At 44.3% G+C, this 13,862-nt stretch carries 11 protein-coding genes and 1 pseudogene; 6 read left to right on the forward strand and 6 right to left on the reverse strand.

Going from position 1 to position 13,862, the window contains the following annotated elements:
- Window positions 1–112: 112 nt before the first annotated feature.
- The 4 genes and pseudogenes from QUA13_RS00385 to QUA13_RS00400 all read right to left on the reverse strand — a co-directional run bounded on the left by QUA13_RS00385 (window position 113) and on the right by QUA13_RS00400 (window position 4,109).
- Window positions 113–1,729 carry a family 10 glycosylhydrolase gene (locus QUA13_RS00385; RefSeq protein ID WP_333195761.1) on the reverse strand — a complete coding sequence of 539 codons (1,617 nt, stop codon included), beginning with the start codon at window positions 1,727–1,729 and terminating at the stop codon, window positions 113–115.
- Between the two features lie 107 nt (window positions 1,730–1,836).
- A pseudogene (locus QUA13_RS00390) lies at window positions 1,837–1,962 on the reverse strand (alpha-E domain-containing protein); the annotation flags it as partial.
- Window positions 1,963–1,966: 4 nt separating this feature from the next.
- On the reverse strand, window positions 1,967–2,749 hold the full coding sequence (locus QUA13_RS00395) for a hypothetical protein (protein ID WP_333195762.1): 783 nt from the start codon (window positions 2,747–2,749) through the stop codon (window positions 1,967–1,969).
- Window positions 2,742–4,109 carry an AAA family ATPase gene (locus QUA13_RS00400; RefSeq protein WP_333195764.1) on the reverse strand — a complete coding sequence of 456 codons (1,368 nt, stop codon included), beginning with the start codon at window positions 4,107–4,109 and terminating at the stop codon, window positions 2,742–2,744. The genes QUA13_RS00395 and QUA13_RS00400 overlap by 8 nt, the downstream gene beginning before the upstream one ends.
- Window positions 4,110–4,310: 201 nt before the next feature.
- On the opposite strand from QUA13_RS00400, the gene QUA13_RS00405 reads away from it, so the two are divergent.
- Together QUA13_RS00405 and QUA13_RS00410 are read left to right on the forward strand one after the other, a co-directional pair.
- On the forward strand, window positions 4,311–6,374 hold the full coding sequence (locus tag QUA13_RS00405; protein ID WP_333195765.1) for an Eco57I restriction-modification methylase domain-containing protein: 2,064 nt from the start codon (window positions 4,311–4,313) through the stop codon (window positions 6,372–6,374).
- 134 nt (window positions 6,375–6,508) lie between these two features.
- Window positions 6,509–7,873 carry an MFS transporter gene (locus tag QUA13_RS00410; protein WP_333195767.1) on the forward strand — a complete coding sequence of 455 codons (1,365 nt, stop codon included), beginning with the start codon at window positions 6,509–6,511 and terminating at the stop codon, window positions 7,871–7,873.
- A gap of 216 nt (window positions 7,874–8,089) precedes the next feature.
- Here QUA13_RS00410 and QUA13_RS00415 read toward each other — a convergent pair whose 3' ends face one another.
- A complete protein-coding gene (locus QUA13_RS00415) occupies window positions 8,090–9,448 on the reverse strand; it encodes a calcium-binding protein (protein ID WP_333195769.1) in 1,359 nt (452 codons plus the stop codon).
- 205 nt (window positions 9,449–9,653) lie between these two features.
- Window positions 9,654–11,015, reverse strand: coding sequence for a calcium-binding protein (locus tag QUA13_RS00420; protein WP_333195770.1), 1,362 nt, complete (start codon window positions 11,013–11,015; stop codon window positions 9,654–9,656).
- Between the two features lie 135 nt (window positions 11,016–11,150).
- On the opposite strand from QUA13_RS00420, the gene QUA13_RS00425 reads away from it, so the two are divergent.
- The 4 genes from QUA13_RS00425 to QUA13_RS00440 all read left to right on the forward strand — a co-directional run bounded on the left by QUA13_RS00425 (window position 11,151) and on the right by QUA13_RS00440 (window position 13,824).
- A complete protein-coding gene (locus QUA13_RS00425; protein ID WP_333195771.1) occupies window positions 11,151–11,354 on the forward strand; it encodes a hypothetical protein in 204 nt (67 codons plus the stop codon).
- Window positions 11,355–11,358: 4 nt separating this feature from the next.
- Window positions 11,359–11,895, forward strand: coding sequence for a GNAT family N-acetyltransferase (locus tag QUA13_RS00430; RefSeq protein WP_333195772.1), 537 nt, complete (start codon window positions 11,359–11,361; stop codon window positions 11,893–11,895).
- 242 nt (window positions 11,896–12,137) lie between these two features.
- Window positions 12,138–12,884 carry a HEAT repeat domain-containing protein gene (locus QUA13_RS00435; protein WP_172185752.1) on the forward strand — a complete coding sequence of 249 codons (747 nt, stop codon included), beginning with the start codon at window positions 12,138–12,140 and terminating at the stop codon, window positions 12,882–12,884.
- Between the two features lie 37 nt (window positions 12,885–12,921).
- A complete protein-coding gene (locus tag QUA13_RS00440) occupies window positions 12,922–13,824 on the forward strand; it encodes an Rpn family recombination-promoting nuclease/putative transposase (protein WP_333195773.1) in 903 nt (300 codons plus the stop codon).
- Window positions 13,825–13,862 lie beyond the last annotated feature (38 nt).

Below are 13,862 nucleotides of genomic sequence, written 5' to 3' on the forward strand. Positions count from 1 at the left end.
GAAAAATATCTGCTAATAATTGACAATCTCAAAAACCCGCCCTTTTAATCGCTCGATCGGACATGATATAAGTCGATCGCAATAGCGCACCTCAGCGCACCCTAAAAAGATATTAAGAGGCTCCGAAATTCACTTTTGTGACTTCACCTGCGACAACATTAACAGTTTGTTGAATTTGACTTCCATCAACTTTCAACTGATAAGTTCCCGGAGAAAGCTCGATCGCCCCAAACCATCCTTTACCATCCGCGCGCAGTTGGCGCACTTTGCCCACAGCATCGATCGACTGCAATGTCAAGTTCGCACCATCGCAAGTTTGATCGCAGCGGTGCAAATTTCCGGCGATCGCACCTGTAGTCGGCCGCGACTTCCAAGGCATATCGGGAACCGCTGCTGTTGTCGCCCACACAGGCTGAGTTTCATAGGTTTTGCCCGTCGCAGCATCAACGTATTGACTCGGCTGCGAAAGCGCGGTGTAAAACAAATCGTTGCTTTGGGGAACGTATTTCCAAGGCTGGCGGGGCAAATCACCGCTACCGCCCGATCGCAGTTCCACATTCGTGTAGACGTTGCTGCTAGCGTAGGAATAGAGCACCGTACCTGCGACGTGATTTCCTTTCGCAGAGGGCTGTTCAGCGCGACGAATCTGGCCTAGAGTGTCTTCGATGTAGTTGAGGTAATTGCCGGGGCCGATCGCAATTTGGCGGTTGTACTGGTGGTCTTTGGCGAACTCGATCCAGTGGTCATAAGCGAGTTTTTGCGATCGTTTGTACTCGCGCTGGTAAGTCATCGGCATCGCCATGTCTACGATCCCTTCTTCCAGCCAAGCGCGCCAATCTTGCAATACTTCTTTGTAAGGCTGCGTTTGATACCACCCTGCATCGTTTGTTGGGCCGTCTCCCCAGGCGATCGTGGCGGCGGTAATTTTAACGCGCGGTTTAATCGCAAGGCTTTCTACATAAAGCTTCCGCACTAAATTTGTCACCTGATCGCGCCGCCACTGCATCCACGCGGGATCGGTTGGTGCGGGTTTTCCCGATCGACCTGTTTGCTGATTGAAACGGGCGATCGCAGTCGGATTGTAGCCCCAAGTCGGCCCGCCGTAGCGCACGTAATCCAACTGTACGCCGTCCACATCGTAGCGCTTAAGCAAGTCCAAATAGACGGAAACAGTATAATCTACGGCGTCTGGATGGCCGGGATCTAGGAAACCGGGTGATTCCCCCCCGTAAGTCAGCATTGCCCAATTGTCGCGGCCCGGGGCCGAAGGCCCGTGTTGTTGCCAAACGTGACCGGCGGGAAGTTTGCTGCCCGAAACCACTGGCAGCGTCACCATCCAAGCGTATACTTCAATGCCTGCGGCGTGGGCTTTGTCAATCACATCTTGCAGTGGATCGAAACCCGCCGGAACGTTGGGATCGAGGGTGCGGGGTTCGATCGCACTCGTGTAAAAAGCATCGCCGCGGCGGCGGACTTGGGCGACGATGGCGTTGGCATTTGCCCGCTGCGCGTCTGCGATCAATTTTGTGACTTCTTGAGGCGTTTTGAAGCCGGGGTTGAAAGCGTCCACCCAGAATGCGCGAAATTCGGCGGTTTGGGTTTGCGGAGGCATAAGTGCGATCGCCCGGTTCGGGAACCAGTTTGAGAACCAACCAGGAGTCAGCAGAAAACTAATTGTTAAGCCAATCAGGAACAAGCTTGACAAAAAGAATGTTTTGGTATTTCGCATCAGAAATGTGTGAGAGAGCGTTTAACAGTCCTTTACGGACTTTTGGTTTGAGCGTCCGCTTGATATTTTCGCACAATGGTACATTAAGTGGGCAAATAAGTAAATAGTTGAGTAATACCGCTGGGAGAGTCGAGAATGAGATTAAAATTGACCTCGGCAAAATAAGCGATATTTTCCGATATTTCAATATAGCGATTGAGCCAGTAAATTGAATCCGCTACACCACTTAACATAGTTTTACAGGCTAAATAGGGTTTTAATGATTTTCATTTTGGCTGTATCAATGCCGCATTCAAGTTTGGAAATTGGACTGAGGGTTTTCCACTTGCCTTTATTCGCGGTGAAGATAGCATCGGCTGTTTTTTCGGCATCAATATTTTCAAAGCCGCCTATTTTATTAGTTGATAAGTAATTGAGGCGGTCAAAAATTTCATCTCTAGATGCACGTTTCACGCTGACTGCTTGAGGAGGAGGAGGCGGCGGTGGCGGCGGGGATATAGAAAATACTTTCGCAATAAAATCTAATCTGGCCTTAGTCAAACCACATTGTAACTTAGTCAGAGGGGTGAAATCTGACCATTGATCGCGGTTAGAATCTACAATTTTATTGGCTGTTTCAACTGGTTTTACATTGTTCCAATTATGCTCTTTAACTAAGTATTTAAGTACAGCTATAATAGTATCTTTTGATGCTGTACTCAGATTGACTTGGGGATTTGCTTCTCGCGCTAGAATCTTCGCTTGTTCAATATTTGATGGTTTTGGGTCAATGACAATACACCATACTAAATCTAATTTGGCTTGTTGAGCTACAGCATAGACAAAGTGATTGCTCACAACTTGATACTGATAGTCGCCTGTTTCTTTAACGATAATCGGAATCCAATTGCGATTACCTGCTTGCAAGACGGCTTCGGCGGCTCCGGCAATGATAAACTCTGACTCAGAGCAGGCTTCTGCTGACTCAATTTTAGATAAATTCAAGTGCATTAACTTACCGATGTTCTCAGAATTACTCATACAAAAAATACTCCTTCGCTAATTTTAAGTAATATTCAGCGGCTTTTTTGTGTTGGAAAACCGCTGGTTTTCGAGAAAAAGCGGCAGTTGAAACAACTTCATATTCTGGAACTGTAAATATACTTTTATCGCTCACAGCTTTTGTATATTTAGGCCAATAATAGGGTAACAAATTAGGATCTTTAATATAAGTGTCTCCTTTCTTAACTGTAATAATTGCTTCAATTTCTGCATTGGCTCTTTTGATTGAAGCCTCTGTTTCTTTATGTCTATTGAAAAAAATCGGCAAGGCAATAGGGCCACCGTCCTGCCTAAGCTTCTTAACTTCAGGTAAGAATTCTTTAATAACTTTAGCAGCATTTTTCAAAGATGAAAAGTTATTGTGTTCTGTTGGCATGAGGATTACATCGGAAGCTCTCACACAGCTTTTACTAAAAAAAGTCCAGTTCGTAGGTGCATCAATTAAGATGTAATCATAATTACCAACAAAAATCTCAAGCAAATCTCGCAGCCTTGCTGAACCTTTCTCAATTTTTGATTCATAATCATGAGTCATGAACTTCGATAACCCTGAATCAGATGGGATGACATCAAACACCTTAACTAATAGACCTGCTTTATTCTTCACATTAAATGCTTGAAGAGTTTCTTTAACATTAAGTGCTGTCTTAATCAGGCAATCAGATAGTTTGACTTTTCCCTCCTGTAAGCCTAATGAATCTGTTAAATCTCCTTGTTGTGGATCGAAGTCAACAACAAGCACTTTTTTATGATGTTGTCGAAGAATCGCAGCCAAGTTGATTGTCGTTGTAGTTTTTCCCACGCCTCCCTTATCATTATAGATGCAAATTGTTAAAGCTTGGGGTGGATTTTCCAGCAATTTCTTAATTCTAGTAATAATCTCAATGATATTATCTTTAGTTATCCTCATGCAGTTAGTAGCAGGCAGTACGATTTTACCATGTCTGCGGAATAGCTGGATATCTGTTGAGTTAGTAATTATACCCCATTGAGATGTTTTGCATTTAGGAGCAAGAAGATAACCTGTTATCTGTTCTTTAGCTTTTTTGTACAGGGGAGTACCTTCTGCTAAGTTAATGATGGCATTTCCTGATACTCTCCCTTTAACTTCAATGATTAAGTATGGGTGAATCTTAGCCACGGAAAATTTATCATCATCGTGATTCTTGCGAGCAGCAAAATCAGCAGTGCCCTTCCCTGTTTTAAACTGTTGTACCCACTCATCAGATGTGAATCCAAGTGCATTTAGAAGGCGTTTGACAAATCTATCTTCGACTTCAGGCTCTTCTGCATTCTCTGAAATACTATCTAAAACTTCATTCCAGTTGATAGTTGTCATAACTTAGACCTAGATACTTAAGTAAAATCATAACGCTTGGTTTCAGTTTGTGTCATCGTTAGCTACCTCCCGCTCTAGCTATATGAACAGTCAACATACTTTTGGATAAGTTATATATTTTCTAGTGCGCTTGACATTTTTGCACATCGGTGCAATTTTGGGCGAAAATACACTGAACTGGCGATCGCACTTTTTGAACAAATGATAGCACCGCAATTTCAAACCCTAGCCCCTCCGGGTAACAGCTACTCAAATGCAAGCAATTTACTCGATCGAGTAGATGGCTGGCGCCAAGAAGCAACCCGAAAGTTGCAGCAAAGCCAGAGAGGAGAAAAAGGACAATTTTTAACACCTTCCTCAGTCGCAAGTTTGATGGCGGGAATGTTTGAATTTAACTGTCCCGATATATCCCTGTTAGATGCCGGGGCTGGTATTGGTTCGCTGTTAGCAGCAGTTGTTTGCGAGCTTTGTCAGCGCCCAAACAAACCGCTTAGCCTGCACGTTACAGCTTATGAAATTGACCTTATTTTGATTAAATACCTCAAGCAAACTTTAGAATTATGCAGTATTGAATGTCAGGGTTTTGGGATATCTTTTACCTGTGAGGTTCGCGAAATTGATTTTATTCAAGACAGCGCCGATATGTTGCAGCCCAATCTATTTACACAACCAGTAAAACGGGAATTTACCCATGCAATTATCAATCCTCCCTATGCCAAGATAGACGCTAAATCCCAAGCCCGAACCTTGCTGCGTTCTATAGGACTAGAAACCAGCAATCTCTACGCTGGCTTTACAGTTGCTGCCGCTCACCTGCTCAAACCAAACGGTGAATTAGTATCGATTACTCCCCGCAGCTTTTGCAACGGTTTATACTTTCGAGATTTCCGCAAAGTATTCCTTCAAATGATGGCTTTACGCCAAGTACACATCTTTGAATCCCGACAGTTGCCATTTCGCGATGATGCAGTGCTGCAAGAAACTATTATTGTGCGCGCCACCAAACAAATAGAACAGCCAGATACTGTACTAATTACCTCAAGCAGCAGCGTGGGCGACGACCTGGTTTTATCTCACCAACTGCCCTATACCGCCCTAATTAATCCCAAAGACTCCGAGCAATTTATTCGGATTTTACCAGATTCTGTCAGCCAGCAAGTAGTCGAGCAAATAGCTCAATTTACTTGCACCCTAGAGGAATTAGGCTTAACAGTTTCTACCGGAAAAGTTGTAGATTTTCGTGTTCGCTCTGACTTGCGGCTAAAACCGGAGAACGGTACAGTTCCGCTGATTTATCCCGCACACTTCTGGGCTGGCGGTGTTGAATATCCCACCGCCACCAGAAAGCATCAAGCTTTAGCTGTCACGGAAAAAACTGCTGCACTCCTCGTACCTAACGAACATTATGTTTTGAGCAAGCGCTTCTCGTCAAAGGAAGAGAAAAAGCGAATTGTTGCAGTTGTCTGGGATGCCAATAAAATTAATAGTTCTAGCGTGGGTTTTGAGAACCATTTGAATTACTTTCACAAACAGGGACGCGGATTAGACCTCACCCTAGCGCGGGGATTGGCAGTTTATCTAAATTCGAGCTTGGTAGATGCGTTTTTCCGACTGTTCAACGGACACACTCAAGTTAATGCTACGGATTTACGCAATTTGAAGTATCCTAATCTAGAGCAATTACTTTTACTTGGTAGTGAAATTGGAGACATATTTCCTACACAGCGGGAACTAGATCAACTTGTCGAAAGAAAAGTGCTGAACACGACGAATCCGTTAGAAAATAGTCCGATGACAATTAAGAACCGTATTGATGAATCTCTAGAAATACTTGCAGCGCTGGGTTTTCCAAAAGGTCAGCTTAACGAACGTTCCGCCTTAACCCTTCTGGCTTTGCTTGACCTCAAGCCAAAGGATGCTTGGGAATTGGCAAAATCTCCACTTCTGGGAATTACACCAATTATGGAATTTATGGAGCAGGAGTACAGTAAAAAATATGCACCAAATACGCGGGAAACTGTGCGTCGCCAGACTGTGCATCAGTTTCTAGATGCAGGTTTAATTGTTGTTAATCCTGACAAGCCAGAACGTCCGGTGAACAGTCCAAAAACCGCATATCAGATAGAAGAAAATGCTTTAGAACTGCTGCGAACTTATGACACTTCTGACTGGGAAAAGAATGTTCGCGCTTACGTCGTTCATTTTAACGGAGAAAAATTATTGCAGGCTTCTTCCAAAAATGAAAATATTTGTGAGTCTGAATGATGCTAAAATACGCTATTTATATGGCTGCCGCTGGCATCGGAATGACATATACTGTGATGCAAGCGGTTTAATTGACCGGAATTGTCGATCGCACTCCGTAAATCAAATAAGTAACTAGGTAAAATATCTCTGCAATGGAAAAAAAGCATAACGCTGGATTGTGGGTATCAGTATTGTATTTCGCTCAAGGTCTCCCTTACACCGTCGTTAATTTAATGTCGGTGATTTTTTTGAAAGGTATGGGAACTAGCAACGAACTCATCGGATTGACAAGTCTTTTGTCTTTTCCCTGGGTATTAAAAGGTTTGTGGGGGCCAGTTGTTGATTTGTATTCCACCAAACGCAAGTGGATTTTAACAACCGAAATCATTTGTGCTTTCCTGTTTGCTTTTCTAGCTTTTGGCGTATTAACGCCGGCACCGATTATTATATCGCTTGTTATCTTTACGGCGATCGCCTTTGTGTCAGCTACTCACGACATCGCCATTGACGGATTTTATTTAAACACTCTCAATAAAGACCAGCAAGCCTTGTTTGTCGGGGTTCGCAACACGGCTTATAGAGGTGCTGTCATTGCCGGTAGCGGTGTATTGGTGTTCTTAGCCGGGAAACTGGCCGAACAGCATTTAGTCACCGGAAATACAGGCGACACCAAAATATATCAAGACATTCCGCTGTCACTTTTCGGTTCCGATTTTAGCGTGTCTGCGCTTAACTACGGATGGGCGACAGCCTTTGGCATCTGTGCGATTATGTTTGTACTGATATATCTCTTTCAGCGGTGGTATCTTCCCTATCCTAGAAATTACGCTCTGGAAGCCGACACCCCCCAACAAACAACAAGCTTTATCGAAGCCTTTAAAACATATTTTCAGCAAGATAAAATTGGTTGGATTGTTACTTATGTCTTAATTTTTAGGTTAGGCGATGCCTTGACGTTTAAAATGGCTCCGCCATTTTTAATGGATAAAGTGGAGAAAGGAGGATTAGCAGTTTCTACATCGGACATGGGTCTGTTATCGGGTACGATCGGGGTAATATTTCTGTTAATAGGAGGGTTGCTGGGCGGCTATTTGATTGCAAAACAAGGATTGAAAAAATGGATGTGGCCGACGGCAATTCTGCAAAATTCAACTAACGTGCTGTATTGGCTGTTAGCAATCAATCAACCGGGGATTGAATGGGCTTATGCTGTAAACTCGATCGAGCAATTTACTTACGGACTTGGCGTAGCTGCCTATACAGTGTTCTTGATGCGGACTGTCCGCCCTGAATACGAAGCATCTCACTATGCAATTACAACGGCTTTTATGGCCGCAGGAGTGCTGATTCCGGGGGTTTTTAGCGGCTACTTGCAGGCGAATCTCGGCTATCAAAATTATTTCTTGATGAGTGCGCTGGCTGTGATTCCCGGTATGCTGACGATTTTCTTTCTGCCCCTAGAAGATGAGAAAAAATTAGCAGCTATGCCCCGGCCTGGACTGGACGATTTCGATTAATATCAAGTCCGATCGCTATAATTATCAGAACCGGGCGGGGCGGGTTTACTAATGTCTGCACTACTTTTTTGAGATGTCGGTGAACCCGCCCCTGCAGGAATATTGATGTTTTTAATCGTCGAATTAGTATAAATTCTGTGTGCTTGCGTTCAGAAGATAAAATAAGGACACAACATTGTTGTGTCCCTACCGAATATCTTTATTGCCAGCCGCCAACTAAATCGCAATAAAATCACTAGCTGTTAGCGGACTACTTGGAATGCCAGTAATACTGGCAAGAACTTCGCCGTTACTGGCCACTTCAATCGTCGTTATAAAATCGCCTGGAGTAACTTTCAGTTGGTTGAAGGTCAAACCTCCGCTCAAACCGATTAAATCTTCACCCTTTTGAAAGTCTATAAATGTATCTGTACCGGCGCCTACTCCTAACACCAATACGTCGCGTCCAGCGCCACTAATTAAGAGATCCGCACCCTTTCCTCCAATCAGCGTATCGTTTCCTTCTCCACCGCTCAAATTGTCATCCCCTTTGCCACCGAATAGCTGGTCGTTGCCGACGCCACCGCTGATAATATCGTTGTCTTTGCTGCCCGTGAGAGTGTCGTTTCCCCCATTGCCAATGATAATATCGTCCCCTGCAAAACCTGAGGCTGTATTGTTGGCATCGTCGCCTACTAAATTATTAATTGCGGACGGATCGAGAGCAGTTTTCATTGCCACAACGTTTGCTAAAAAGGAGCTTCCCGGAGCGGTTCTTAATTGTTCTAAACTGCTGCGCGATTCCAGCGATGTTGCCAAGGCGGGCAGTGCAAAGTCTAAGCCAGCTAACAGCTCTAAATAATCGGAATCTGTGAAAGTGAAATCAGGGCGGTTCAACTGGTCTACAGAGATTTCGGCCTGAGTTAAGCCGGGAGGAGGAGCAGTTAACAAACCGTTTTGGGTGTGCTTGTCCAAGACAAGTAGCGGGTTGATAATCGGGTTAGTAAATGTTTGAAGAATTACTTTTCCGGGGAGAAAAGCTTCTCCTCCCAAACTAACAAAATCGCCGCTAACTATGTAGTGAGTTACATTTTTTCCTGCCCCGGCTTTCTGCTTAAATGTATTGACGGTGTTCTGATCGACTCCGGGAGAATTGAAGGTGACAACATCTCCGATAGTAGAGGTAAATTCGGTGGCGGCTAGTTGCGTTATGGCGCCGCCTAAGCTGTGTCCGAGAAGGTCTGGTGGCAAGCGGCTGGGGTTTTTGGCTGTATCTTGACTGATTTCTGTCAACCAATTTCCTAATGCTTGTTTGTTGGCTTCAAATTGGTTGAAACCGGTGCCGCGCGGGTCTGCGTTGGCAATATCGTCTATGAGCGAGTCGGTGCCACGAAATACCAAAACAGGCGGTTTGTCTGGGGTGGTGGAAATTAAGCCGATCGCGTGAAATCCAGTCGTGGGATCGTCAAACGTGCGATCGATTTGGTAGCCAGCACCGCTCAAACCAGTTTGAACTAAAGTTTGAAACTCGGAGCTGTTATCTATGTAAGCAAGTTGCTTGGCTATAGTTTCGTAAGTGGCGGGGGAGGAGGGCATATTTTTTTATTTCCTGTCGTTAGATTGGGAATTAGTGTTTAAGCTACTTAATTAAGTTTACTGTAAACTCCGTTTATTAACAATATTAATTAGTCATATTGCGTGGCTTTGTAGGAGAATATTTAGCAGAAATTTTTTGTTACAAAAAACAATAACTCGCTCCGCTTGCGTGCCACCAAAACTACAAATTTTTCTCGCACAAAAGCTATACAAAATCTACCCGCGTAAGATCGCTTGCCACTACGCCTCGGAGAGTAGCAAGAATTTCCCCAGTAACCGGGATAGTAATTAAAGCTCCGTCAACACCTTGGCTTACTCTAATTTGAGGAAAAGTTAGACCCCGCGACAGTGCAATTACATCTTGACTATCTTGAAAATCTACAATCACATCTGCTCCGCCGCCGGATTCCAATACAAAGCGATCGCGCCCCGCGCCGCCAATTAAAAAATCGTTGCCAAACTCGCCGGAAATCAAATCGTTTCCGTTGCCACCCTCGAAATAATCATTATCTCTGCCGCCGTACAAGAAGTCGTCGCCATCACCACCAGTGATGCTGTCATTACCTCGATTGCCTCTGAGAGTATCGTTACCGCGGTTGCCGATAATTGTATCCTCTCCAGCGCCGCCGGTAGCAGTATTGTTGCGATCGTCCCCTGATAAATAATTCGGTTGCAAGGGAGCTAAACCGTATTGCATTTGTCTGACTAACTGCACAAAAGAAAATTCTGGTGCTGTTCTCAAACTCTCTGCACCCGATCGGGTTCTGATGGCTACTGACACATTGGGCAGGGCCAAATTCATCGCAGCGATAAACTCGTTAAAATCTGAGTCGTTGTTATAAGCAAAATCGGGACTGTTTAATTGTTCTACGGAAATTTGCCTCTGCAAAAAACCCGCTGGCGGAGTAGTTAACAAATTTTCACTTCGATGTTTTGCCAAAACAGTTAAGGGATTAATACTCGGGTCTGTAAAACTTTGGATAAATACTTTCCCCGGGATAAATGCTTCGCCAAACAAGGTGACGAAATCTCCACTGACAATGTAGTGGGTGACATTTTTGTTGCCTGCCCTGCTGAGATTTCTCCGAAAAGCGTTGAATGTACTCGCTGACACTCCCGGAGAGTTAAAAGTAAAGATATCGCCCGTAATAGATGTGTATTCGGTCGCTACAATTTGAGCGACAGCTCCGCCCCAACTGTGACCGATGACATCTGGCAATAACTTGCTGGGGTTTTTAGCAGTATTTTGACCTATTTCTGTCAGCCAGTTTTTGATACTATCTTTGTTCTTTTCAAATTCAGGTAAACCAATGTCTCGGGAGTCGGAAAATATAGCGTCGCCGTCGATGAAATCTGTACCTTTAAATACCAGGGCGGGCGGGTTTTCGGGATTGGATGAACCGAAGCCGATCGCATAAAAGCCAGTTTCTCGGTCGTCGAATATGCGATCGATATAGTAGCCATTAGTATCTAGGAAACGCGAAACTTCATTTTGTGCGTTAGGTTTTTGATTCAAAAAAACAATAGACTTAGCAAGAGCTTCATAAACAGCAGGCGAGGCACTCATAATATTATATTTTGCGTTTGTTGGTATTTGCGATCGCTCAAGCTTGAGCTAAGTGTCCAATGGCAGCCATTATAGCTGACAAGATTTGTATGGTACACTTGATAATATCAACTCAAGAATCAAGTTTTTACGGTTATGGCTATCATTCGTCAATACATTGCTCCATTTATAGCGATATTAGTATTTTTCGCGGCTCTGGTAGCAGTCAGCGCTCGCATCTTTTTGCCGGCTGACATGGCGGCCCCGGCACCAATTGAGGAAGCGATCCCCCAAAAGCAAGCGGCAGTAGTGAATCCAATTTTCTTGGGGGTAAATTATTCCGCTTTGCGTGTCCGGTGAGCTGATGTCTGCTCAACTAATACCGGGCTACGAGCTCCGCTCAGGATCTGGACTCGATCGGGCAAAACTGGTAAAGTTTATGCACCGGACTTACCGAGAGCTTTACCCGGATGGGGAATTGGGACATTTGGCTCAAACTGTCGAGCAGTATTTTTCTAACCAGACGCCGGTTTGGTGGGTAGAGTGCCAGAAAAACAGCCAGGAAGAGGCAGAAATTTTGCCGGCGCTTCCCTCCCAGTATCTCAATCCCCAATCTCAAGTCCAAAATCTGACATCAGTTATCGGATGTTTGTGGTTGGGAAATGCGATCGACCAAACCACCGGAGAACGTTACGCTCACATTTTTTTGCTGTACGTAGCACCGGAACATCGCCGTTTAGGAGTCGGTGCAGCTTTAGTTATTCATGCTGAAAATTGGGCGCGGGAAAGGGGCGATCGACAAATTGGTTTGCAAGTCTTTCTGAGCAATCAGCCTGCTCTGAATCTCTATCAAAAATTAGGCTATCAAAGTCATTCCCTCTCAATGCTCAAGTCTCTTTGAAAAATAAAAGGTACTGTTTGTAGTAAGGAGGAAGAGTCCTAATACATAAAGAAGCTGAAAACTTCGTGAGTTTATGGGCACTTAACTCTTGACTACGAACTTTATGAAGGACTGAAGTCCTCACTATGAACCACATGAAGACTTCAGTCCTCCCTCGGAATACTTTTATTGGTATTATCCTAATTGCTGTTGACCGTTGTCTGAGTTGCTGAGGAGCATCCTCAGTGCGGTAAAGTTTTTTTATGCACAATAACGACTACTCCAACGCCCTTGATACTGACACGGAACTGGAAAGCCCTTTGGATCAATTTGACGAATCCGAACCCCCGCTGCCAGATCCCGAGGAAATGCTGCCTTTGCTGGAATCCCCGCAACCTCAGCACCGGATGATGGCGGCGCGGGCTTTTTGCGAACTGCAGGACGATCGAGCAATTTCGCATTTAATTAATTTGTTGAGAGACGGTTGCCCCTTGGTGCGGGTAAGCGCGGCTTATGCGTTGGGGCGAAATCCGAGTCCCGATGCTGTGGAACCGCTGATTCTGCAGCTCAACCGCGACTGGAACGGTTACGTTCGCAAAGGGGTAGTTTGGGCCTTGGGAAATTGCAGCGACCACCGCGCTTTGCCATCTTTAATTGATGCTCTGAAAACTGATATTTCGGCGGTGCGTTTGTGGGCGGCGAGTTCTCTGGGTCAAATGGCAAAAGTTGGTTACTATGTGGTGATTGCTGCGATTCCGCCGTTGATTGAAGCGCTGCGGGGAGATTCTGTATCTGCTGTGCGGAGCAACTGCGCTTGGGCGATCGGGCAACTGGCTCGCGAATTGCCGAATAATATAGTGTACGCTGGGGCGATCGATGGTTTGATAGAAGCTTTAGAAGAAGATGAAGATATGGGCGTGCGGGAAGATGCTAAATCTTCACTTTTGCGAGTTGGCGATCCGCGCGGATTGCAGATTATAGAAGATTTAGAAATGGAAGGACTTTTGTGATTTAAACGCCCCCATTACCAATTACCCATTACTCATTATGCCTTTCATTAGTGCTAAAACAGATTTTGGTTTCAAAAAAATATTTGGTTCCCCCCAGAGCAAAGACATTTTGATTAGCTTCCTCAATGCTATGCTCTATGACGCACAGCCAACCATTGAAGACTTAGAAATTATTGACCCTTACGCCGCGCCGAGCGTTACTGGATTAAAAGACACTTACCTGGATGTTAAAGCCAAAATTACAGGCAACAAAACTGTGATTATTGAAATGCAGGTAATAAATGTAGAAGCTTTTACTAAACGGGTAGTGTATAATGCCGCCAAAACCTACGCAACTCAACTCAGGCCCCGGGAAGGATACTCTAAATTAAATCCTCTGATTGCTTTAACAATTACAGATTTTATTCTGTTTGAAAATACAGAAAAATTTCTCACCCATTTTGTATTTAAAGAACTCCAAGAAAACTTCGAGTATTATAACAGAGAAATCGAATTAGTATTTGTCGAACTGCCCAAGTTTAACCAAGAACTGGAACAAATCGAAAACCTAATTCAAAGCTGGATTTATTTTATCAAAAATGCTCCCCTATTCGATGAAATTCCGGAAAAATTTGCATCAATGCCAGAAATTCAAACAGCTTTTTCCATCGCCAGCCGAAGTAATTTAACCCTTAACGAATTAGAGGAATTAGAAAAGCGGGAAATGTTTTTTGAAGACCAGCGCGGTGCTATTATTAAAAGTCGCAAAGAAGGCATAATTGAGGGGGAAACAGCATTAATCCTGCGTCTACTCGCGCGGCGCACTGGCGAAATCCCACCAAAAATTAAAACTCGCATCCAGCAGTTATCTCTTGAACAATTAGAGGATTTAGGTGAAATCTTGTTAGATTTTACCAGTCAAGAGGATTTAATAGCTTGGTTGGAATCGGCTTCAGCATGAATTTATAGCTTTTGCACTCCTGATACTAAATCCGGCTT

The sequence above is a fragment of the Microcoleus sp. S28C3 genome, assembly GCF_036700785.1.
Lineage (GTDB): Bacteria > Cyanobacteriota > Cyanobacteriia > Cyanobacteriales > Microcoleaceae > Microcoleus > Microcoleus asticus.

What these genes read in the sequence shown, in the direction of transcription:
- QUA13_RS00385 (WP_333195761.1), bottom strand. Translation starts at nt 1,729, where the DNA reads ATGCGAAATACCAAAACATTCTTTTTGTCAAGCTTGTTCCTGATTGGC.
- QUA13_RS00395 (WP_333195762.1), bottom strand. Translation starts at nt 2,749, where the DNA reads ATGAGTAATTCTGAGAACATCGGTAAGTTAATGCACTTGAATTTATCT.
- QUA13_RS00400 (WP_333195764.1), bottom strand. Translation starts at nt 4,109, where the DNA reads ATGACAACTATCAACTGGAATGAAGTTTTAGATAGTATTTCAGAGAAT.
- QUA13_RS00405 (WP_333195765.1), top strand. Translation starts at nt 4,311, where the DNA reads ATGATAGCACCGCAATTTCAAACCCTAGCCCCTCCGGGTAACAGCTAC.
- QUA13_RS00410 (WP_333195767.1), top strand. Translation starts at nt 6,509, where the DNA reads ATGGAAAAAAAGCATAACGCTGGATTGTGGGTATCAGTATTGTATTTC.
- QUA13_RS00415 (WP_333195769.1), bottom strand. Translation starts at nt 9,448, where the DNA reads ATGCCCTCCTCCCCCGCCACTTACGAAACTATAGCCAAGCAACTTGCT.
- QUA13_RS00420 (WP_333195770.1), bottom strand. Translation starts at nt 11,015, where the DNA reads ATGAGTGCCTCGCCTGCTGTTTATGAAGCTCTTGCTAAGTCTATTGTT.
- QUA13_RS00425 (WP_333195771.1), top strand. Translation starts at nt 11,151, where the DNA reads ATGGCTATCATTCGTCAATACATTGCTCCATTTATAGCGATATTAGTA.
- QUA13_RS00430 (WP_333195772.1), top strand. Translation starts at nt 11,359, where the DNA reads ATGTCTGCTCAACTAATACCGGGCTACGAGCTCCGCTCAGGATCTGGA.
- QUA13_RS00435 (WP_172185752.1), top strand. Translation starts at nt 12,138, where the DNA reads ATGCACAATAACGACTACTCCAACGCCCTTGATACTGACACGGAACTG.
- QUA13_RS00440 (WP_333195773.1), top strand. Translation starts at nt 12,922, where the DNA reads ATGCCTTTCATTAGTGCTAAAACAGATTTTGGTTTCAAAAAAATATTT.